This is a genomic window from Gulosibacter sediminis (assembly GCF_014904065.1).
Taxonomy (GTDB): Bacteria; Actinomycetota; Actinomycetes; order Actinomycetales; family Microbacteriaceae; genus Gulosibacter; species Gulosibacter sediminis.
Genome location: NZ_JACXJG010000024.1, coordinates 30,784 through 51,150, shown reverse-complemented (window position 1 = coordinate 51,150; position 20,367 = coordinate 30,784). Strand labels below are relative to the sequence as shown.

The window sequence follows — 20,367 nt, the reverse complement described above, 5'->3', positions numbered from 1 at the left end:
TGAGTGAAACCGCCACGAGCAACCACGACCGCACCGCCGAAGAAGGCGACGCACAGGTCAAGAACGCGAACCGCAGCACAACTCCAGGTTCGACCTTCTTCCGCGACTACATTTCGCAGGGCTGGGAGGCCCGTCAGGACGAGCCGACCCCTCGCTCCGAGGTAGCTCCGTACGCCAAGGCCCGCCGCGACGCCATTTCAGCGCTGCATCACGGCGAGCGCCTCGTCATCGCCGCGGGCGACACGAAGGTGCGCTCGAACGACGACGACTACGCCTACCGCGCGCACTCGGCGTTCGCGCACCTCACCGGCTGGGGTTCGGCGACGGTGCCGGGCTCGCTGCTCGTGTTCGAGCCGACCGCCGACGGCCACAACGTCACGCTGTACTTCCGCAAGGCCGCGGGCCGCGACACCGACGAGTTCTACGCGAACCCGGGCATCGGCGAGTTCTGGACCGGCCCACGCCCGACGCTCGAGCAGGTGAGCGCGCAGCTCGACATCGCGACCCGCGACCTCGGTGAGTTCTCGGCTACCCGCGGCGATGTGAGCGAGGCTGACCCGCAGCTCGCGCAAGAGCTCAGCGAGCTGCGCCTCGTCAAAGACGAGTGGGAAGTGCAGCAGCTGCGCGACGCCGTCGCTGCGACCTCGAACGGCTTCGACGAAATCCTGCGAGCGCTACCTCGCGCGACCGAGCATCCTCGAGGCGAACGCGTCGTCGAGGGCGCGTTCACGGCCCGGGCACGCCTCGAAGGCAATGACCTCGGCTATTCGACCATCGCTGCCGCGGGCCCGCACGCCTGCTACCTACACTGGTCGACGAACGACGGCCCTGTGTTGCCGGGCGACCTGATTCTCGTCGACGCCGGCGTCGAGGTCGACTCGTACTACACCGCCGATGTCACCCGCACAATGCCGATCGACGGCGCCTTCACGCCGGTACAGCGGCGCGTCTACGAGGCCGTACTCAAGGCGGCCGACGACGCGTTCGCCATCGTCAAGCCCGGCATCACATTCCGAGAGGTGCATGAGACTGCGCTCGCCTCCATCGCGAAGTCGCTGGATGCTTGGGGCGAGATTCTGCCGATGTCGCTCGACGAGGCGCTCAAGCCCGAGCACCAGCCGCACCGCCGCTACATGGTGCACGGCACCAGCCACCACCTCGGCCTCGACGTGCACGACTGCGCCCAGGCACGCCGCGAGATGTACCTCGATGGCATCCTCGAGCCGGGCAACGTGTTCACGATCGAGCCGGGCCTCTACTTCCACCCAGGCGACCTCACGGTGCCCGAGGAGCTGCGCGGCATCGGCGTCCGCATCGAGGACGACATCGTCGTGACCGAGACCGGTGCCGAGAACCTGTCGGCCGGCATCCCCCGCTCGGCCGACGACGTCGAGGCGTGGCTCGCCGCCCACCGCTAACCCNTGACCACTCAACTGTGTTCTGTTAGGCGTCGAGGTGTTGCGGATCGAGTGGACGAGGGCCGCGACGAAGGCGAAGAGGATGCCCGCGACCGGCCACACGAGCCACGATTGCTGCCAGGCATTCCAGCCGAAGCTCCACACGAGGAAGACCGCAACCGCCAACAGCCAGTACGGGCCCGCGATACGCGAGATGAGCGAGTTCGACTTCTGCTGCTCGTCCGAGACCAGCTCGAACTTGCCCTCGCCGAGCAGCTTCGAGAACGTGCTGCGGCGCACGGCCCCGTGCAGGATCAGCGCGACGCCAATGGCCACGCCGACGAGGATGCACACCGCGCTGCCGTCGCCGAACCCCATCCCGTCGAGCGTGGCGGTCGCGGCCACGCCGAGGATGATGATGACGATGCCGCCGACGAGCTGCGTCACGAACGCCGACTGCCCCGCGCGCATCCGGCCACGCAGCTCCTGCTCGTAGGGTTCTTCGAGCTGCACGCGCCGTGATTCGAGGTGCTTGAACTGGGCCGCCTGCAGGCCACCAAGCACAAAGAGCCCGACGGCGATCGCGACCGTGACGAGGAACATCCCGCCGCTCAGGGGCGACACGGCCAGGTCGCGACCCTCGAGCAGCACCGTGAGGCATAGACCCGCCATGATCACTGCGACGCCGCCGGCAATTAGCCACGCCATGCGGCCCCGGCTGCGCAGCAGCGCCTCGCCCTCCGCGCGGTCGACAAACGCAAGCTGCGTCGGGTCGACCGCCGCACCGAGCTGCTCGCGAATGCCGAGGTCGTCGGCGATTTCCACGAGGTTGCCGAACTGCGCGATGACCCGGCCCACCGCCTCGTTATCGCTCACGCCCTCGGCGCGCAACTCGTGAAAGCGGTCGAGGCTCATCTGCTCGAGTTCGCCCCGCGCCCGCAGCACTTCCGCGTTCCGCGGCAGCCCACGAAACATGTGGTCAATGTAGGTAGTGATGGCGTCCATGACTAAGCCCCCTGTTGCTGGCTGGATGCATCGGTTTCTGGAATGTCGCGGATGAAGCGGCGGATGAGGTCGACGGTCCGATACCACTCGTCGACCTTGTCGCGGTAGGTGCGCACCCCCGCCCCGGTCAAGCGGTAGTAGGTGCGGGCGCGGCCGTGCGTTTCGGAGCCCTTGAACGAGGCGATTGCCCCGCTCTTCTCGAGTCGGCGCAGCGCCGAGTAGAGCGTCGTCTCCTTGAGCTCGTACTCACCATGGGCCAATTGCTCGATGCGCTTCGAGATCGCGTAGCCGTAGGAAGGCTCGTCGAGGAGTGATTCGAGCACGAGGACGTCCACGTATCCGCGAATCACGTCGGCGCTGATCATGATGTGCTCCTATGTCTGACGTAGTAGTTACTTTGCCACACGTACTACGTCAGATCAAGTACTTTTCGCCGAGGAAAAACCGCGCGGCACGAGTCCCCTCGCGCCGCGCGGTAGCGGATGCACCTAGGCTTCGCCGCGCTCCTGCTTACGCCGCAGCTCGTCCTGCATTTCGCCATACGTCTTCGGCGGGCCCGCGGGCGCGGCCGGCTTCGGCGCATCCTCGCCTCCCGCGCCGGGCTGCCCGGACTGCTGCGGCTGCGGCGCGTTGCCGGGCTGCTGCGGCGCGGCCTGCTGCCCCGGCTGCTCCCCCTGGCCCGCCGGGCCAGACTGCCCCGGCCACTGCGGCTGCTCCGGCTGCTGGCCGTGCTCCTGCCCCTGCTGCCCCTGCTGCCCCCAGCCGCCGTGCTGCCCGGGCGCGTGCCCGCTGCGCAGGATGCTCGCGGCGTCGTTCGCGAGCTCGTTCGGCACGACGAGGTCGAAGCTGCCCGCGGTGAGTTGCATCACCGAGGTGAACTCGCGCTTGTTCGGCGTCATCGCATAGATGACGAGCGCCCAGATCACGCCGAACGCGATCGAGAGCAGCAAGATGCCGAAGAGCACGAGGAAGCTCGTGATCGGGTACACGATCATCCACATGAGCGACATGAACAGGCCGATCATCACACCCGTCATGGCGCCGTTGAGCGCGGCGCGGCCGACGCTCATGCGGCCGGTTACCCGCTCGACCGAGCGGAGGTCGCTGCCGACGATCGAAATCGCCTGCACGGTGAAGCCCTCGTTCGCGACGAGGAGATCGACGGCCTGCTTGGCCGCCTCGTAGGTCTGGTATGACCCGACGGTGCGCCCCTGCGGGAGCGTCGGGAATTGCGAGTTGAGGCCGGGTGCGGGAGATGTCATATAAAAACTATCGCGCCACACCCGGAGAAGATTCTGGGAGACCACTAGCATTGTGCGAGTGAGTGCATCGAAGGTTTTTGTCGCGCGCCTCGCCAACACCCCGGTATTTAATCCCGACGGTGACCGCGTGGGGCGCCTTCGCGACGTCATCGTGAATTACCGCTCCGAGCACGCACCCCACGTCAACGGCCTGCTCGTCGAGGCGGCAGGTTCGCGCCGCCTCGTGTTCGTGCCGATGCAGCTCGTCACCGCCATCGGCTCCGCCCAGCTCATCGTCGAGTGGGACGAGGTCGACACCCGCACGTTCGAGCAGCGCGGCGAAGAGGTGCGCGTGCTCGCGGACCTACTCGACCGCACGGTCTCGCTGGGCGAAAAGAAGATTCGCGCGACGATCGAAGACGTCGCGATCGAGGAGGACGACGCCGGCGAGTGGTCGATCGGCCAGCTCTACCTGCGCCTCCCCCGCACCTCGAAGTTCACCTTCGGCAAGGCGCCGACGCGCTACGCCGACTGGGACGAGATCGAGCTCGACATCGAGCCCGGCGACGAGGCCCAGGCCACGCAGTTCCTCACGGCACACTCGGAAATGGAGCCGAGCGACCTCGCGGATGCGCTGCTCGAGTTGCCCGAGAGCCGTCGCCTCGCGGTCGTGGAAGAGATGCCGGATGAGCGGCTCGCGGATGTGCTCGAGGAGATGCACGAGGACGACCAGCTCGTCATCATCGAGCACTTCGACCAGGAGCGCGCTGCCGACGTCCTCGACCAGATGCAACCGGACGACGCGGCTGACCTCATCGGCCGCCTCGACTCGGCGCAGTCCGCCGCCCTCCTCGAGCTCATGGAGCCGGAGGAGGCCGAGGACGTGCGCATGCTCCTCGAGTTCGAGCCGAACACGGCCGGTGGCCTCATGACGACCGACCCGATCATCGTCTCGGCCGACACGACGATCGCCGAGGCGCTCGTGCTCATCCGCCGCAGCGAGATCGCCCCGGCGCTCGCCACCGCGGTGTTCGTGACGGCGTCGCCGTACGAGCCGCCGACCGGCCGCTACCTCGGCCTCGTGCACTTCCAGCGCCTCTTGCGCTACCCGCCGCACGAGCGCGTCGGGTCGATACTCGACAATCGCGTCGAGCCGGCCCACACCTCGACCCGTGACATCGACGTGGTGCGCTCGCTCGCCCGCTACGACCTCGTCGCGCTCCCCGTCGTGGACGACGACGACCGCCTTGTCGGCGTGATCACCGTCGACGACGTGCTCGACCACATCCTCCCCGACGACTGGCGCGCCAAGGCCTCCGCCGACGATGGCGACGACCTCGGCCCGGTCACCGCCGCGATCACCCTGCCGAAGCATCCAAACCCCACCCCCGTTGCCACCGAAGTGCGTCAGCGCCACGGCGGCACCGGCCGACCGCCGGGAGGTGACCGTGGCTGAAATCGACCGCAATGACGACCTCCTGAGTGTCCCGAAAACGGCCAAGACCTCCCGGCGCGACCGCAAGCAGGCGCGCGACCGGGGCAAGCAGAAGGAACAGCCGAAGGGCGACCTGATCGGCCGCATCATGGAGGCCGTCGCCCGCGGTATGGGCACGCCCGCGTTCCTCATCATCCTCACGCTGTTCGTCGTCACTTGGATCGCCTGGAACTCGCTCGCGCCCGACGCCTGGCGCTTCGACTCCGCCGATCTCGGCTTCATCGCCCTGACCCTCGCGCTGTCGCTGCAGGCGTCCTACGCTGCCCCGATGCTCCTCCTCGCGCAGAATCGTCAGGACGACCGCGACCGCGTGCAGATCGAGCAAGACCGCCAACGCGCCGAGCGCAACACCGCCGATCTCGAGTACCTCACGCGCGAGGTCGTGGCCCTCCGGATGCTCATGAACGAGCTCGCGTCGAAGGACTTTATCCGCGCCGAGATCCGCGCCCTGCTCGAGGACATCGAGGAGCTCGGCGACGAGGACGTCGACGCCGAGGCACCCGCCGACCGCCGAGGCGCACCGAAGCATGGCTGACGCGCGCGCAGCGAGGATTCTCGCCGAGCTCGCGCACGTGATCGACCCGGAGCTGCGGCGACCCCTTACCGAGCTCGACATGATCGGCGCCGTCACCGCCGTGTCCGGCGCACCTGCCCACATAGACCTCCGCCTCACGATCGTCGGCTGCCCCGCCGCATCCCAAATCGAGCGCGACGTGCGGGCCGCCATCGAGCGCGCGATCGGCACCGACCCGTACGACCTCAGCGTCGGCGTCATGACCCGCGAGCAGCGGGATGCGCTGACGGCGCGACTGCGCGGCTCGCGGCCGAAGACGCATCCGTTCGGCAAGGACTCGCTCACGCGGGTGATCGCAGTCTCAAGTGGCAAGGGTGGCGTCGGCAAATCCACCGTCACTGCGAACCTCGGCGCCGCGATGGCCGCTGACGGGCTCGCCGTCGGCATCGTCGACGCCGATGTCTACGGCTTCTCGATTCCGGGCCTGCTCGGCATGGCGTCCGGCACGCAGCCCACGCAGGTCGGCGAGCTGATGCTGCCGCCCGTCGCGCACGACGTGAAGGCGGTGTCGATCGGGATGTTCCTCCCCGACCCCGACGAGATCGTCGCCTGGCGCGGGCCGATGCTCCACCGCACGCTCGAGCAATTTCTGCGCGACGTCTTCTTCGGCGAGCTTGATGTGCTCTTGCTCGACCTGCCACCGGGCACCGGCGATGTCGCAATCTCGCTCTCACAGCTGTTGCCAGGCAGCGAAGTCGTCGTGGTTACCACGCCGCAACCGGCCGCCGCCGACGTCGCGTGGCGCTCTGGGGCGCTCGCCGCGAAGACCGGCCAGCGCGTGGTTGGCGTCATCGAGACGCTCTCCCCCGCCACCCTGCCGAATGGCGAGACGCTCGACCTCTTCGGCGCCGGCGGCGGGCAGGAGGTCGCGTCGCGCCTCGACGCCCCGCTGCTCACGCAGGTGCCGATCTCGACGGTGCTCCGCACAGACGGCGACGCGGGCACGCCGATCGTGCTCGCGCATCCCGACGACCCAGCGGCTGTCGCATTGCGGGCGGCGGCGCGGGCCCTCGCGATCCGACCGCGCGGACTCGCGGGGCGCTCGCTCGGCCTACGGCCCAGCTAAGCCGCGGCTACGTCGCCTCGGTGTCGAACGGTGCCATGCCGGGCACGAGGTGTTCAGCGGCCGCGGATGCGCCGAGCGACGACGCCCAACTCGGAGCCGAGTCGGCGGTTGCGGTACTCGCGGTGCCGACGGCGACCGCCGTCGCGGCGCCCGCCGTCGCGCCAGAACTCGCCGTTGGCCCAGCGTCGTTCCAGGCATCGCGCACGATGCGACGAGGATCGTACTGGCGTGGGTCGAGCTTGCGCCAGTCTTCCTCGGTGAAGTCCGTGCCCATTTCGTCCGACACGCGCTGCTTCGTGTCGTCCACCCAGTGGCGCGCCCGCTTCACGAGGTTCGCCGCGCTCTGTGCCAGGCCGGGCAGCCGATCGGGGCCGAAAATGAACATGGCGATGACCGCGATCACGAGAAGTTTCTCGAAAGTCAATCCGCCCATACCCTTCAGGGTAGCCTGGTGCAATGGCCGAATTCGAACTGGCAAGGCGCTATCTCGACGAACAATCAGTCGAGTCCAAGGCGCAGCTCGCGGCCCGTCGCTATGCGCAGGCGGAGGGGCTCCCCGCACTCAGCCCAACTCTCGGCAGCCATCTCGCCTTTCTCGCGGCAGCAACGAGTGCGACGCAGATCATGCAGATCGGCACGACTTCGGGGCAGGCGAGTTGCGCGTTTCACCGCGGCGCCCCCGAGGCCACCGTCACATCGATCGACGACGATGCCGAACGGCTCGATCAGGAGCGGCGCTCACTGCTCCAAGCGGGGCACGCTCCGGCCTGGATCCGCAATATCAGCGGCGACCCGCGCGTGGTACTCCCCCGCATGAGCGAGTCGAGCTATGACCTCGTGCTCATCGCGAGCGATCTCGAGCACATCGCCGCACACCTGCAGCACGCGCTGCGCGTGATCCGCTCGGGCGGCAGCATCCTTGCCCTCAACGCCCTCAACTCGGGCCGCGTCGCCGACCCGGCGCGCCGTGACCCCGTCACGAACTCCCTGCGCGCCCTGATTCGCGAGTTCGGGCGCCACCCCGACCTCATTTGCTCGGTGCTACCCCTCGACGGTGGGGTGCTGCAGCTCACGACCCCCGCCCGGCGCTAGCCGAACCGCGAACGAGGGGCACGCATCCGCTTGGATGCGCGCCCCTCGTTCTCGTCAGTAACCTAGCTCTCGACGGCGCCACTCAGTGCCGAGGCGAGCTCCTTCGCCTCGTCGTCGTTGACAGACACGACCAAACGGCCGCCACCCTCCAGCGGTACCCGTACGATGATGAGTCGGCCCTCGCGGACCGCTTCCATTGGTCCGTCGCCAGTGCGCGGCTTCATTGCAGCCATGAGTCTTCTGCCTTCCGTAGTTGTAGGGACGACTCCTATTATCCCACTTCCCTGCAATGGCGCCGATGAATGGCCTTCACTTGCGTCATAAACCATGCGTGGGAATGATTTTCGGACCGGTCGGGTTGCATCAAGAAGCAGGCGATAGTCTCGAGGAAGTTGATCCGGCACACCCGTTGATTAACTCTGTCTCGCGACATCGTGTTTCGCGTCCCTACGAAAGGAAATGCCTTCTAATGGCTGAGTTCACGCTTCCCGACCTTCCTTACGACTACAGCGCTCTCGAGCCCCACATTTCGGGCAAGATCATGGAGCTGCACCACGACAAGCACCACGCGACCTATGTGAAGGGCGCGAACACCGCTCTCGAGCAGCTCGCTGACGCCCGCGACAAGGGCGACTTCGCGAACATCAACAAGCTCGAGAAGGACCTCGCGTTCAACGCCGGCGGCGTGAACAACCACTCGATCTTCTGGACCAACCTCACCCCCGACTACGAGGAGCCGGCTGGCTCGGCCAAGGAGCTGCTCGACACCGAGTTCGGTGGCCTCGAGAAGTTCCAGGCGCAGTTCACCGCAGCTGCCCTCGGCATCCAGGGCTCGGGCTGGGCTGTGCTCGGCCGCGACAACGTAACCGGCAACGTCTCGACGTTCCAGCTCTTCGACCAGCAGGGCAACGTGCCATTCGGCGTCACACCGCTGCTCATGCTCGACATGTGGGAGCACGCCTTCTACCTTGACTACCTCAACGTCAAGCCCGACTACGTCAAGGCGTTCTGGAACATCGTCAACTGGAAGAACGTCGCCGAGCGCATCGACGCCGCGAAGTAATTCCGCTGGTACATGAGGGCGGGTGGCAATTGTCACCCGCCCTCATCCGTTTTCCGCCTCGCTAGCCCTTCAGGCCAGGGAAGTCAGACTCCCGATACTCGTTCGGGATGCGCTCGTTGCGGCGCGCAAACTGCTGCTCGCGGTCGCGCAATTCGACGCGGCGGATCTTGCCACTTGCGGTCTTCGGCAGCTCATAGAACTCGATGCGGCGGGCGCGAAGGAACGGCGGCAGCGACTCGCGCGCGTGCTTGAGAATCGCGAAGGCGACGTCGGCGCTCGGCTCGCGGCCCGGGGCGAGCTGGATGTACGCCTTCGTGATGTTGAGGCGGGTGTCGTCGGGCGCGCCGACCACCGCAGCCTCGGCCACGAACTCGTGCTCGATCAGCGCCGACTCGACCTCGAACGGGGAGACCTTGTAGTCGCTCGACTTGAAGATGTCGTCGGTGCGGCCCACGAACGTGAGCCGGCCGGCATCGTCGCGCTGCGCGACGTCGCCAGTGTGGAACACACCGCCGCGGCGCCGATCCTCGGTCGCCTTGTCGTTACCGAAATAGCCCGACATGATCGAGATCGGCCCGCCGTCGGTCAAGTCGATGCACACCTCGCCCTCGACGCGCATCCGGTCGTCGGGGATGCGCTCGTCGGTGTGCTGGTCGACGAGCACGGCGCGGATGCCCGGCAGGGCCTTGCCCATCGAGCCCGGTGCCACCACCGAGCCGGGCGGGTTGCCGATCGCCGCGGTCATCTCGGTCTGGCCGTAGCCGTCGCGGATCTCGAGACCCCACCATTCGCGGATGCGCGCGATCACCTCGGGATTCAGCGGCTCGCCCGCCGAGATGACCTCGCGCAGCCCCGAGGGCCGCTGCGTCTGGCCGTGCTTGATGAGCATGCGCCAAACGGTCGGCGGCGCGCAGAAGGTGTTCACGCCCGCGCGCTCGAGATGCTGCAGCAGCTGGTCGGGGTCAAACTTCGCGTAATTGTCGACGTAGATCGCGGCCTCGGCGATCCACGGCCCGAAGAACGCGCTCCACGCATGCTTCGCCCAGCCCGGCGACGAGATGACCATGTGCGTGTCGCCCGGCTGCACGCCGATCCAATACATTGTGCTGAGGTGGCCGATCGGGTACGAGCGGTGCGAGTGAATCACGATCTTCGGCTTCGAAGTCGTGCCCGACGTAAAGTAGGCGAGCGCCGGAGCGTCGCCGCCCGCGCCCCGCTCGATCGGCGCATCCGAAACGCCCTCGGAGGCCGAATAGTCGTGCCGCTCTCGGTTCAGGTCAACGTCGTTGCTGATGCCGATCGCGACACGCTCGGGCCCCCGCGCCTTGGGCACCGCGATGACCTTGATGTCGCCCTCGAACCAGTCAAACTTCTCGGCGTCGGCTTCGTCGGTGATGACCCACTTCGCCTCGCCGCGCTGCACACGGTCCTCGAGGTCACCCGAGGCGAGCACGACCGCGGTCGGCATGACGACGGCACCGAGCTTCAGCACGGCGAGCATTGATTCCCACAGCTCGACCCGGTTCGCCAGCATGAGCATGACGGCTTCGCCCGGGCGCACCCCGAGCTCGAGCAGCCAGCGCGCGACCTGATTTGAGCGCCGCCGCAGCATGTCGAATGAGTATTTCGCCTCAGATTCGTCATCTTCGACGATCCAAAGCGCGGTGTCGTGGTTATTGTCGGCGATGACATCGAACCAGTCGTGTGCCCAGTTGAAGGCGTCACTCACCTCGGGCCAGGCGAACTCCGCCTGCGCGGCGGCCGCGTCGGTGCGGTGGCGCAAGAGGAGGTCGCGGGCGGCCCGAAAGCGCTCGGTATCGGTGGATGCGGGAGTTGCGGTGGGGTCCATTTCGCCAGTTTACGGCGGGGTCCAGTCGCGTCCGATGACAAACCACATCCAGTGCAGCCAGAGTACCTGCGAGAGGAACGCGACCAGCGAAACGAGTACCCGATAGAGCGGAGATCGCGGCAGGGCAAGCGGCGCGGCGGCCGGGAACAGCGGGAATAGGAGCCGAAACGTCGACGACTGTGGAAAGAACACGGCGAAGATGTAGCTGAAGTAGGCGATGCCCCACAGCCGAATCTCAATGCCGAAGCGGCTCAGTGTGCGTGAGCCAAACCAGATGATCATGACCGCGACGATGGCGAGGACGAGCAGCGCGCCAACCACCGGCCCGAACCAGAAGTCGGCGCCAAAGAACCAGGCAGTGAACGGGGGCGTGTGTACCCCGCCGGTGTAGTGCCGGCGCCACGCAAATTCGGTCTCGAGATACGCGTCGAAGCGCCCCGTTGCGACAGCGGCGACGATGAGCCACGCAAGCCCCATAATGCCCGAGAAGATCGCCGCCAACCACGCGCGCTGTTGTTCCCGGCGGTCGAAGCGCTCCACCCGCGCTCGGTAGCGGTTCCAGTAGCGGTAGAGGATATAGAGGAATAACGTGAACGCCCACGCGAGTCCCGTGGGGCGGGTGAACGAGGCGATCGCGACGAGCGGCAGCATCAGCAGCCAGCGCCGCTCGACCAGCAGGTTGAGCAGCGTCACGAGCATCCAGAGGTGGAGGCTCTCGGCGTAGGCCACCTGGAACAGCGGCGAGACGGGCCCGATGCAGAGCAGCGTCACCGCGAAGATCGCCACGTTCTGGCTCACGAATCGGCGCAGCAACTTGAAGAAGCCGAGGGCGACGCCCAGGCCCGCAACGGCTGACACGAGCACTGCGCAGACCTCGAACGGCAGCGTCGTCATGATCGAGATACCGCGCACGAGGAACGGATAGACCGGCATGAACGCCCACGCGTTCTCGGTGACGAGCCCCTGCTCGTTCACTGGCAGCTCGGTCGGATACCCGGAGAAGGCGATGTAGGAGTACCACTCGCCGTCCCAGATATTCGCGAAGGTGAAGTAACTAGGGTTTGACGGTGTCTGCCAGGTCTCCTCCTGGTTGCTTGCGTAGATGAGCATCACGAGAGTCGTCACCACGCGCGAGGCCACGTAGATGAGCACGACCTTGAGCCATGCGGGCACGCCGCGCCACCAGTTGAGGATGGGGCCGGTAGCGGGGATTCTCGTGATCTCGAAGTCGCGGCGATCGACCGCCGGCGACACGTAGCGCGCGGGTAAGGTCGGCAGTGCAGCACGGATGCTCAAGCAACGACCTCCGCATTCGCGCCGGTGAGCCACGAGCGCAGGCCGGCCTCGACCGCGCGAATTTCGTCGACGAGCACGCGCTCGTCGTCGGCGTGGGCCTTCTGCGGGTCGCCCGGCCCATAATTCACGGCGGGTACCCCGAGCGCGCTGAAGCGGGCGACGTCGGTCCACCCCTGCTTGGCCACGGGCTCACCGCCGACGCTCGCGAGGAACGAGAGCGCGAGGGGCGCATCCAGGCCTGGGCGCGCGGCCGGCGAGCGGTCGAGGCACTCGAGTTCGAAACCGTCGAACACCTCAGCCAGGCGTGCCTCGGCCTCATCGAGCGACTTGTCGGGTGCGAAGCGGTAATTGACGTGCACACGGCACTCGTCGGGAATGACGTTGCCGGCAATGCCTCCGGTGATGCTGACGGCGTTGAGCCCCTCGCGGAACGTGAGGCCCTCGACGGGCACGTCGTCTGGCTCGTACTCGGCAAGGCGGCGAAGCACCTCGGACGCGTCGTGGATCGCGTTGTGCCCCACCCACCAGCGCGCTGAGTGGGCGCGACGGCCGCGAGTCACGACCTCGGCACGAATTGAGCCATTGCAGCCGCCCTCGACGCGCGCGCTCGTGGGCTCGCCGAGAATCGCGAAGTCGGCCTCGAACAGCTCGGGGTGGGTCGCCGCGAGCTTGCCGAGGCCGTTCGCGTCGGAGGCGACCTCTTCGTTGTCGTACCAGAGCCAGGTGATGTCAGCGATCGGCTCACGCAGCTCGGCCGCGAGTTTAAGCTGCACCGCGACGCCGGCCTTCATGTCGACCGTGCCACGCCCGACGAGGTACTCCCCTGGTTTAGCGGCGGGAACAGCCGAGGCCGCTTCACCTTCGCTCAACGTCGTGAACGACGTCGGCAGATTCTTGTTGATCGGCACGGTGTCGATGTGCCCCGCGATCGCGACGCGCTGCGCCCGTCCGAGCTCGGTGCGGGCAATGACCGTGTTGCCATGGCGCAGCACCCGGAGGTGCGACAGCCGGCGCAACGCCTCTTCGAGCGTGTCGGCGAGCGTCGCCTCGCGACCCGATTCCGAAGGGATATCGCAGATCGTCTGCGTGAGATCCACGACATCTGCGGTCAGGTCAAGGGATCCATCCGTCGTCAGTGCGGGCATGCGCACCAGTCTAAGGCGTTGCGAGTGTGCGACCTCGGTAGGCTTAATGGCATGACCGATTCTTCGAACGCCCCCGCACGTCTTGCCTGGGCCGACGGCCTGGCAACCCTGACAGAAGCCGGGCAGATGCTCGACTGTTGGTTCCCCGCCCCGCAACTCGGCAGCATCCCCTCAAGCCGCGACCGGTCGATCGCGCCCCGCGAGCTCGAGGCCGCCGCACGCGTCGATGCGCGCCGCGGCGTGCGCCAGACGCCCGTCGTCGTCGAAATCGACCTCGACGCCACCGTCGCCTCGACGCAGGACGCCTACCTGCGCCTGCACCTGCTCTCGCTGCTGCTTGTGCGGCCGAACGAACTCAACCTTGACGGCATCTTCGGCCACCTGCCGACAAATGCCTGGACGAATGTCGGCCCGACGAGTCCCGAGTTCGCGGCCTCGCGCCGCGCGCTCCTGCGCCGCGAGGGCATCCAGGTCTATGCCGTCGACAAGTTCCCCCGCCTGCTCGACTACGTGATTCCCGACGGCGTGCGCATCGGCGACGGCGGACGCGTGCGCCTCGGCGCCCACCTCGCGCCCGGCACCGTCGTCATGCACGAGGGCTTCGTCAATTTCAACGCCGGCACGCTCGGCACCTCGATGGTTGAGGGCCGGATCTCGCAGGGCGTCGTCGTCGGTGAGGGCAGCGACATCGGCGGCGGCGCTTCGATCATGGGCACGCTTTCCGGCGGCGGCACGCAGCGCGTTCGCGTTGGCGAGCGGTCGCTGCTCGGCGCGAACTCAGGCGTCGGCATTTCGATTGGTGACGACTGCATCGTCGAGGCCGGCCTCTATGTGACGGCCGGCACGAAGGTGCGCCTCGGCGACGGCTCGACGGTGAAGGCCGTCGAACTCTCGGGCACGCCCAATCTGCTGTTCCGCCGCAACTCGCTCTCGGGCGCCGTCGAGGTCGTCTCTCGCGACGGTACCGGCATCGAACTCAACGCGGCCCTGCACTAGGTCAGCGCGCCCCGACACGCAGAAACGGCGCCAACTCCTTCGGGAGTCGGGCGCCGTTGTTGCGTGCGCTGCTTAGCGAGTGATGAAGTCGCGGCCCTGCGGGTACTCGCGCTCTGTCTCGCCGAGGTAGAGCTGCTGCGGGCGGCCGATCTTCGACTTCGGGTCGAGGTTCTGCTCGCGCCACTGGGCAATCCACCCGGGCAGGCGACCGATCGCGAACAGCGGGGTGAACATCCGGGTAGGGAAGCCCATCGCCTTATAGATAATGCCGGTGTAGAAGTCGACGTTCGGGTACAGGCGACGGTCCTGGAAGTAGCTGTCGTTGAGGGCGACCTGCTCGAGCTCCATGGCAATCTCAAGTAGCGGATCAGCGACGCCGAGCGCCCCGAGCACCTCGTCGGCCGACTCCTTGACGAGTTTCGCGCGCGGGTCGTAGCTCTTGTACACCCGGTGGCCGAAGCCCATGAGGCGCACGCCGTCTTCCTTGTCCTTGACTCGCTGCACGAAGCGAGCGACGCCGTCGCCCGAGTCGCGGATCTCGCCGAGCATCGTCAGCACGGCCTCGTTCGCACCACCGTGCAGGGGGCCGTAGAGCGCCGAAATGCCGGCCGAAATCGAGGCGTAGATGTTCGCTTCAGTCGAGCCGACGAGGCGCACAGTCGAGGTCGACGCGTTCTGCTCGTGGTCGGCGTGCAGGATGAGCAGCCGGTCGAGGGCGCGCGACAGCACCGGATTGACCTCGTAGGGCTCGGCGTAGTTGCCGAAGTTGAGCTTGAGGAAGTTCTCGACAAAGCTGAGCGAGTTGTCGGGGTACATGAATGCCTGGCCGACCGACTTTTTGTGCGCGTAGGCCGCGATCACAGGAAGCTNGCCTCGGGGTCCTTCACTGACAGCGAGTCCTCGTAGTACGTCGCGAGGGCCGCGACGGCGCTCGACAGCACCGACATCGGGTGCGCGCTAAACGGCAGCGCGTCGAAGAGCATCTTGAGGTCTTCGTGAAGCAGCGTGTGGCGAGTGACGCGCTGCTCGAAGTCCTGATATTCGCTTTCGCTCGGCAGATTGCCATAGATCAGCAGGTAGGCGACCTCGAGGAAGGTCGAACCCTTCGCCAGCTGTTCGATGGGATACCCGCGATAGCGCAAAATGCCCTTGTCACCGTCAATGTAGGTGATGTTCGACTGCGTCGACGCCGTGTTGACGAAGCCGTAGTCGAGGGCGGTGTACCCGGTCTGCTTCATGAAGGTCGACACATCAATCGCGTCGCGGCCTTCGGTTGCTTCAAGGATTGGGAACTCGGCGGTGCCACCGGGGTAGTTCAGGGTTGCAACGTTCTTCGGTGCATCCTGGTTCGCGTTCTGCTCGCTCACAAAACCTCCTGGATAGGTGGGGCAAGGTGGCACAAGCCGCTCGTAACGGGCAGCGCCTCGTCTAGCCTACTCGCCCGGACACCGTGTTCACGGGTTGCACAACAATTGCCCGGAAGTGATTGACGTTCACTACAACGATGAGTGGGCAAGGCGCCGAACGGCCTCGGCGATGGCCTCGTCTGACGCCGTCAGCGTGAGGCGCACGTGCTGGCGTCCGGCGTCGCCGTAGAACTCGCCTGGGCCGATCACGATGCCGAGCTGCGCGAACCACTCGACAGTACGCCAGCAATCCTCGCCGCGGGTCGCCCAGAGGTAGAGACCGGCCTCGGAATTGTCGATGCGCAGGCCCGCCGCCTCCACCGCCGGCCGCAGTGCCTCGCGACGGTGCCGATAGCGCAGGTACTGTTCGCGCGCATCCGCCTCGTCGCCGAGCGCGGCCACAAGCGCGTGCTGCACCGGTGTCGGCACCATGAGTCCGGCGTGTTTGCGACCGACGAGCAGCCGAGCAAGCACCGCCGCGTCGCCTGCGACGTAGGCGGCGCGGTAGCCGGCAAGGTTGGATCGCTTCGAGAGCGACGAGCAGGCGAGCACGCCCGTGCGATCGCCGCCGACGACCTCGGGATCGAGAATCGACGGGATGCGGCGGTCGGCCCAGGCATCCCAGCCGAGCTCGGCGTAGCACTCGTCGTTGATGATGACAGCGCCGAGTTCCCGGGCGCGTGCCACGGCTTCGCGCAGCTGACCAGCATCGAGCACTCGGCCGTTCGGGTTGCCCGGCGAGTTGAGCCAGACGAGCTTCGTGTTGCCGGGCCAGTGGGCGGGATCGTCTGCGCGCACGAGTTGCGCACCGGCAAAGACCGCGCCCATCTCGTAGGTGGGGTACGCGACCTCCGGCTGCACCACAGCATCCTGCTCGCCGAGGCCCAGGAAGAACGCAGCGGTCGCGACGAACTCTTTCGAGCCCACGGTGAGCAGCACCTCGTCACGGGTGAGCCCGGGCACGCCTCGATCGCGCGCGAACCACTCGGCGACGGCATCCCGTGCCGCAGCGCTGCCCGCGCTCGTCGGGTAGCCGTGCGCATCCGTCGCCTCGGCGAGGGCGTCGCGGATGCGCTGAGGCGTCGGGTCGACGGGTGAGCCGACCGTGAGGTCAACGACATCAACGCCTGCCGCTGCGGCGCGCTCAGCCGCGGTGGCGCGGTACGGCGCGAGTCGATCCCAGGGGTACTCGGGCAGCGCGCCGAGGCCCACGCTTAGGCCTCAGCCTGCGGCGGAAGCGCCTCGATCAGTGGCACGTCAAACGACTGCGGGCCGAGCTTCGCGGCGCCACCGGGCGAACCCAATTCGTTGAAGAAGTCGACGTTGGCCTGGTAGTAGTCCGACCATTCTTCGGGAAGGTCGTCTTCGTAGTAGATAGCTTCGACGGGGCAGACCGGCTCGCACGCACCANGTAGATGCAGTCGACAGGACACTCATCCACGCAGGCGCGGTCCTTCACATCGACACAGGGCAGCGCGATCACGTACGTCACGACCGAATCTCCTTGAGTGTGGTTCGAATGGGACTGCTTCCAGCCTATCCCTTGCGGACGGCGGCCTCGCGTTTGGCGCCCCGCACATCCGGCCAAATCACCGGTGAGAACGCGGCGATCGCCGAGCCGAACGTCCAGATTTCGCCGACGCCGAATCCGGATGCACTGGCCGGCACGAGCACTGAGTGCTCGGCTCCGGACATGCTCAAGATGAAAACCGCGCCGACGACGCCAATTGCGTAGGCGAGCACCCACGCGCGTTCTTCGAGGTACATGCGCAGGCCGACGGCGACGAGGAGCACTCCGAGCAACGCGACCACGATGCCGAGCCAGAGGTCGATCCCCCACAGCTCGAGCCGAGCCCGGTGGCCGACGGTGCCAATGGCACCGGCGACCACACCGAACACGAGGTACGCGGCGAAAGAGAGCACGCGCTCGCCGACCTGCTTCAGGCGCATCCGCCTACGCCTCACCGCGCTTTGCGCGCGCGGTTGCCCGGGCACGCGTGTTCGCGTCGAGGTTGATCTTGCGGATGCGCACCTTCTCGGGCGTCACCTCGACACACTCGTCCTCGCGCGCGAACTCGAGCGACTCTTCGAGCGTGAGCTGGCGCGACGGCGTAAGGCGCTCGAGCTCATCCGACGTCGAGGAGCGCATGTTCGTGAGCTTCTTTTCCTTCGTGATGTTGACGTCCATGTCGTCGGCGCGCGAGTTCTCGCCAACGACCATGCCCTCGTACACCTCGTCGGTCGGCTCAACGAAGAACGACATGCGCTCCTGCAGGCCCATCATGGCNAACGGGGTCACGACGCCCGCGCGGTCGGCAACAATCGAGCCGTTCGTACGGGTCGTGATCGTGCCCGCCCAGGGCTCGTACTCGCCGGCAATCGAGTTGACGATGCCGGTGCCGCGAGTGATGGTCATGAACTCGCTGCGGAAACCAATGAGGCCACGGGCTGGCACGGTGAACTCCATGCGGATCCAGCCCGAGCCGTGGTTCTCCATCGACTCCATGCGGCCCTTGCGGGCGGCCATGAGCTGTGTGATCGCGCCGAGGTGCTCCTCTGGCACGTCGATGGTCGCGTGCTCGAAGGGCTCGTAGGTCTTGCCGTCGATCTGGCGGGTGACCACCTGCGGCTTGCCCGCGGTGAGCTCGAAGCCCTCGCGACGCATGTTCTCGATGAGGATCGCGAGCTGGAGCTCGCCTCGACCCTGCACCTCCCACGCGTCCGGGCGGCCGATGTCCTCGACGCGGATTGACACGTTACCGATGAGCTCGCGGTCGAGGCGATCCTTCAGCATGCGTGCCGTGAGCTTGTGGCCCTTCACCTTGCCGACGAGCGGCGAGTTGTTGGTGCCGATGGTCATCGAGATCGCCGGCTCGTCGATCGAGATCTGCGGCAGCGGGCGAACGTCGTTGGCGTCGGCGATCGTGTCACCGATGGTGATGTCTTCGATACCCGCGATGGCGACGATGTCGCCGGGCGCAGCCGATTCCGCGGGCACGCGGTCGAGGCCCTTTGTCTCGAGCAACTCGGTGACGCGCACCGTGCGGGTCTCGTCACCGTGTACCCAAGCGACGGTCTCGCCCTTCTTCAGCGTGCCGTTGTGGATGCGCAGGAGCGCGAGACGCCCGAGGAACGGCGACGAGTCGAGGTTCGTCACGTGCGCCTGGAGCGGCGCCTCGGGGTCGAACGTCGGGGCCGGGATGTTCTTGAGGATTGCTTCGAACAGCGGCTCGAGGTCGTCGTTGTCTGGCAGTTCGCCATTGGCGGGCTGGTTGTACGACGCGGCGCCGGCGCGGCCCGAGGCGTAGAGCACCGGCAACTCGAGCAGCGAGTCGATGTCGAGGTCGGGCACGTCGTCGGCGAGGTCGCTCGCGAGGCCGAGCAGGAGGTCCTGGGACTCCCCCACGACTTCCTCGATGCGCGCATCCGGGCGGTCGGTCTTGTTCACGAGGAGGATGACGGGCAGCAGGGCCTCAAGTGCCTTGCGGAGCACGAAGCGGGTCTGCGGTAGCGGGCCCTCGGACGCGTCGACGAGGAGGACGACGCCATCCACCATCGACAGCGCGCGCTCGACCTCGCCACCGAAGTCGGCGTGGCCGGGGGTGTCAACAACGTTGATGGTCACGGGACCGTCGACGGCGTTCTTGCCGTCATAGCGGATCGCCGTGTTCTTCGCGAGGATCGTGATGCCCTTCTCGCGCTCGAGGTCGTTCGAGTCCATCACCCGTTCTTCGCCCTCGTGGGCGGAGTGTGCACCGAAGGTTCCGGTCTGCTTCAGCATGGCGTCAACCAGCGTGGTCTTGCCGTGGTCAACGTGTGCCACGATGGCGACGTTTCGGAGATCCTGTCGGCGGGCGGGAGATGCGGTCATACGCGGAGAACTTTCGTTGTGCCTGAATCGGACACTTCAGTCTACGCGGTCGTAGTGAATTCGCCGGGTCGGGCTCAGAAAATCTGTGGAAATAGCGCGAGCGCGAACGGATAGCCAAGAAATGAAACGGCGTCGAGGATGAAGTGCGCCACGACGAGGGGCAGCACTCGGCTGCGCTTCGGCTCGCCCGCGTCGCGCTTGCGATTGAGCAGCCAGAGGAAGACGGTGGCGAACAGCAGCCCCATCGCAACGTTGCCGAGTGCCATTGGGATGCCCTGGTAGAGGTGATAGCTTCCGCGCAGCAGTGCGCTTGCCAGGACGATTGCGGTGGGGCGCCAGCCGAGGGCGCGCAGCCGCAGCGCGAGATACGCGACCACGACGACCTCCTCGATGAGCGCCGCGCGCGCCGCGGAGAGCACGAGGGCGATGGTGGAGTCCCATTGGAAAGTCGGGTCACCCGCGATGACCTGAAGCGTGTAGCCCGCAAGCCGGGACCCCGCGTAGAGCGCGAGACCCGGGATGCCGACGCTCGCGGCGAGGAGCGCGCCGCGACCGATGTCGCCCCAACCCCGCCAGTTCAGTCCGAGTCGGTGGAACCCCGTTTCGTGGCGCTGCCAGAGCAGCCAGACGACGAGCGCGACGGGCGCGACGCCGGCGAAGAAGCGCACCACCCGGTTGAGTGTGTCGAGGATCGCGGTGTCGGACACCTGCGGGTTCAACGTGGTTTGCGCATCCGCCACCGGTGTGGTCGATAACGCGAGTTCGACGAGGTCGAGCACGGCATAGAGCGCCGACGGCAACAACGACAGCGACAGCACGATCGCGATTTCCCACCGCAGGCGCCGCCGCGCCACCACAACATCCACCCCGC

General features: G+C 66.9%; 20 protein-coding genes and 3 pseudogenes. 9 read left to right on the top strand and 14 right to left on the bottom strand.

Going from position 1 to position 20,367, the window contains the following annotated elements:
* The 3 genes from ID132_RS11655 to ID132_RS14480 form a co-directional block, all read left to right on the top strand.
* Positions 1-1,418, top strand: a 1,418-nt coding sequence (locus ID132_RS11655; protein WP_211198410.1) for an aminopeptidase P family protein, incomplete at its 5' end; no start/stop codon positions are given.
* A gap of 51 nt (positions 1,419-1,469) precedes the next feature.
* Positions 1,470-1,919, top strand: a complete 450-nt coding sequence (locus tag ID132_RS11650) for a hypothetical protein (protein ID WP_193128682.1) — start codon at positions 1,470-1,472, stop codon at positions 1,917-1,919.
* A gap of 6 nt (positions 1,920-1,925) precedes the next feature.
* Positions 1,926-2,060: a hypothetical protein gene (locus tag ID132_RS14480; RefSeq protein ID WP_268898532.1), complete on the top strand. Its 135-nt coding sequence runs from the start codon at positions 1,926-1,928 to the stop codon at positions 2,058-2,060.
* Between the two features lie 153 nt (positions 2,061-2,213).
* Here the strand turns inward: ID132_RS14480 and ID132_RS15355 are convergent.
* The 3 genes and pseudogenes from ID132_RS15355 to ID132_RS11640 form a co-directional block, all read right to left on the bottom strand.
* Positions 2,214-2,372: pseudogene (locus ID132_RS15355) on the bottom strand (permease prefix domain 1-containing protein); the annotation flags it as partial.
* 32 nt (positions 2,373-2,404) lie between these two features.
* Positions 2,405-2,767 carry a PadR family transcriptional regulator gene (locus ID132_RS11645; protein WP_125106168.1) on the bottom strand — a complete coding sequence of 121 codons (363 nt, stop codon included), beginning with the start codon at positions 2,765-2,767 and terminating at the stop codon, positions 2,405-2,407.
* Between the two features lie 123 nt (positions 2,768-2,890).
* A complete protein-coding gene (locus tag ID132_RS11640; protein WP_193128681.1) occupies positions 2,891-3,664 on the bottom strand; it encodes a YflT domain-containing protein in 774 nt (257 codons plus the stop codon).
* 58 nt (positions 3,665-3,722) lie between these two features.
* Between ID132_RS11640 and ID132_RS14985 the strand changes: the two genes are divergently transcribed.
* The 3 genes from ID132_RS14985 to ID132_RS11625 are packed head-to-tail and all read left to right on the top strand — an operon-like array spanning position 3,723 to position 6,778.
* Positions 3,723-5,099, top strand: coding sequence for a magnesium transporter MgtE N-terminal domain-containing protein (locus tag ID132_RS14985; protein ID WP_125106170.1), 1,377 nt, complete (start codon positions 3,723-3,725; stop codon positions 5,097-5,099).
* A complete protein-coding gene (locus tag ID132_RS11630) occupies positions 5,092-5,673 on the top strand; it encodes a DUF1003 domain-containing protein (RefSeq protein ID WP_328744390.1) in 582 nt (193 codons plus the stop codon). The genes ID132_RS14985 and ID132_RS11630 overlap by 8 nt, the downstream gene beginning before the upstream one ends.
* Positions 5,666-6,778, top strand: a complete 1,113-nt coding sequence (locus ID132_RS11625; RefSeq protein ID WP_125106171.1) for a P-loop NTPase — start codon at positions 5,666-5,668, stop codon at positions 6,776-6,778. The genes ID132_RS11630 and ID132_RS11625 overlap by 8 nt, the downstream gene beginning before the upstream one ends.
* 7 nt (positions 6,779-6,785) lie before the next feature.
* On the opposite strand, the gene ID132_RS11620 is transcribed toward ID132_RS11625, so the two are convergent.
* A complete protein-coding gene (locus ID132_RS11620; protein WP_125106172.1) occupies positions 6,786-7,211 on the bottom strand; it encodes a twin-arginine translocase TatA/TatE family subunit in 426 nt (141 codons plus the stop codon).
* Between the two features lie 23 nt (positions 7,212-7,234).
* Here ID132_RS11620 and ID132_RS11615 point away from each other — a divergent pair, with 23 nt between their 5' ends.
* On the top strand, positions 7,235-7,870 hold the full coding sequence (locus ID132_RS11615; protein WP_125106173.1) for an O-methyltransferase: 636 nt from the start codon (positions 7,235-7,237) through the stop codon (positions 7,868-7,870).
* 62 nt (positions 7,871-7,932) lie between these two features.
* Here the strand turns inward: ID132_RS11615 and ID132_RS11610 are convergent, their stop codons facing one another.
* Positions 7,933-8,103: a DUF3117 domain-containing protein gene (locus ID132_RS11610; protein ID WP_125106174.1), complete on the bottom strand. Its 171-nt coding sequence runs from the start codon at positions 8,101-8,103 to the stop codon at positions 7,933-7,935.
* Between the two features lie 236 nt (positions 8,104-8,339).
* On the opposite strand from ID132_RS11610, the gene ID132_RS11605 reads away from it, so the two are divergent.
* Complete coding sequence (locus ID132_RS11605; RefSeq protein WP_125106175.1) at positions 8,340-8,933, top strand: superoxide dismutase; 594 nt, start codon at positions 8,340-8,342, stop codon at positions 8,931-8,933.
* A gap of 61 nt (positions 8,934-8,994) precedes the next feature.
* Here ID132_RS11605 and ID132_RS11600 read toward each other — a convergent pair whose 3' ends face one another.
* The 3 genes from ID132_RS11600 to dapE are packed head-to-tail and all read right to left on the bottom strand — an operon-like array spanning position 8,995 to position 13,223.
* A complete protein-coding gene (locus tag ID132_RS11600; protein WP_125106176.1) occupies positions 8,995-10,782 on the bottom strand; it encodes an AMP-binding protein in 1,788 nt (595 codons plus the stop codon).
* 9 nt (positions 10,783-10,791) lie between these two features.
* On the bottom strand, positions 10,792-12,078 hold the full coding sequence (locus ID132_RS11595) for a hypothetical protein (protein ID WP_125106177.1): 1,287 nt from the start codon (positions 12,076-12,078) through the stop codon (positions 10,792-10,794).
* Positions 12,075-13,223 carry a succinyl-diaminopimelate desuccinylase gene (gene dapE, locus ID132_RS11590; RefSeq protein ID WP_125106178.1) on the bottom strand — a complete coding sequence of 383 codons (1,149 nt, stop codon included), beginning with the start codon at positions 13,221-13,223 and terminating at the stop codon, positions 12,075-12,077. The genes ID132_RS11595 and dapE overlap by 4 nt, the downstream gene beginning before the upstream one ends.
* A 51-nt stretch (positions 13,224-13,274) precedes the next feature.
* Here dapE and dapD point away from each other — a divergent pair, with 51 nt between their 5' ends.
* Positions 13,275-14,219 carry a 2,3,4,5-tetrahydropyridine-2,6-dicarboxylate N-succinyltransferase gene (gene dapD, locus ID132_RS11585; protein ID WP_125106179.1) on the top strand — a complete coding sequence of 315 codons (945 nt, stop codon included), beginning with the start codon at positions 13,275-13,277 and terminating at the stop codon, positions 14,217-14,219.
* 72 nt (positions 14,220-14,291) lie between these two features.
* Here dapD and ID132_RS11580 read toward each other — a convergent pair.
* From ID132_RS11580 to ID132_RS11555, 6 genes and pseudogenes are all read right to left on the bottom strand, one after another.
* Positions 14,292-15,538 (bottom strand): annotated as a pseudogene (locus ID132_RS11580) (citrate synthase).
* A gap of 177 nt (positions 15,539-15,715) precedes the next feature.
* Positions 15,716-16,837 carry a succinyldiaminopimelate transaminase gene (dapC, locus tag ID132_RS11575; protein ID WP_125106181.1) on the bottom strand — a complete coding sequence of 374 codons (1,122 nt, stop codon included), beginning with the start codon at positions 16,835-16,837 and terminating at the stop codon, positions 15,716-15,718.
* Between the two features lie 2 nt (positions 16,838-16,839).
* Positions 16,840-17,117: pseudogene (locus ID132_RS11570) on the bottom strand (4Fe-4S dicluster domain-containing protein).
* A gap of 44 nt (positions 17,118-17,161) precedes the next feature.
* Positions 17,162-17,575, bottom strand: coding sequence for a hypothetical protein (locus ID132_RS11565; RefSeq protein ID WP_125106183.1), 414 nt, complete (start codon positions 17,573-17,575; stop codon positions 17,162-17,164).
* A gap of 4 nt (positions 17,576-17,579) precedes the next feature.
* Positions 17,580-19,496, bottom strand: coding sequence for a translational GTPase TypA (gene typA, locus ID132_RS11560; RefSeq protein WP_193128680.1), 1,917 nt, complete (start codon positions 19,494-19,496; stop codon positions 17,580-17,582).
* A 74-nt stretch (positions 19,497-19,570) separates the two neighbouring features.
* Positions 19,571-20,367, bottom strand: a 797-nt coding sequence (locus ID132_RS11555) for a CPBP family intramembrane glutamic endopeptidase (protein ID WP_211198409.1), incomplete at its 5' end; no start/stop codon positions are given.

What these genes read in the sequence shown, in the direction of transcription:
- ID132_RS11600 (WP_125106176.1), bottom strand. Translation starts at nt 10,782, where the DNA reads ATGGACCCCACCGCAACTCCCGCATCCACCGATACCGAGCGCTTTCGG.
- ID132_RS11605 (WP_125106175.1), top strand. Translation starts at nt 8,340, where the DNA reads ATGGCTGAGTTCACGCTTCCCGACCTTCCTTACGACTACAGCGCTCTC.
- ID132_RS11640 (WP_193128681.1), bottom strand. Translation starts at nt 3,664, where the DNA reads ATGACATCTCCCGCACCCGGCCTCAACTCGCAATTCCCGACGCTCCCG.
- ID132_RS11610 (WP_125106174.1), bottom strand. Translation starts at nt 8,103, where the DNA reads ATGGCTGCAATGAAGCCGCGCACTGGCGACGGACCAATGGAAGCGGTC.
- ID132_RS11645 (WP_125106168.1), bottom strand. Translation starts at nt 2,767, where the DNA reads ATGATCAGCGCCGACGTGATTCGCGGATACGTGGACGTCCTCGTGCTC.
- ID132_RS11620 (WP_125106172.1), bottom strand. Translation starts at nt 7,211, where the DNA reads ATGGGCGGATTGACTTTCGAGAAACTTCTCGTGATCGCGGTCATCGCC.
- ID132_RS11565 (WP_125106183.1), bottom strand. Translation starts at nt 17,575, where the DNA reads ATGCGCCTGAAGCAGGTCGGCGAGCGCGTGCTCTCTTTCGCCGCGTAC.
- dapD (WP_125106179.1), top strand. Translation starts at nt 13,275, where the DNA reads ATGACCGATTCTTCGAACGCCCCCGCACGTCTTGCCTGGGCCGACGGC.
- dapE (WP_125106178.1), bottom strand. Translation starts at nt 13,223, where the DNA reads ATGCCCGCACTGACGACGGATGGATCCCTTGACCTGACCGCAGATGTC.
- ID132_RS11625 (WP_125106171.1), top strand. Translation starts at nt 5,666, where the DNA reads ATGGCTGACGCGCGCGCAGCGAGGATTCTCGCCGAGCTCGCGCACGTG.
- ID132_RS11615 (WP_125106173.1), top strand. Translation starts at nt 7,235, where the DNA reads ATGGCCGAATTCGAACTGGCAAGGCGCTATCTCGACGAACAATCAGTC.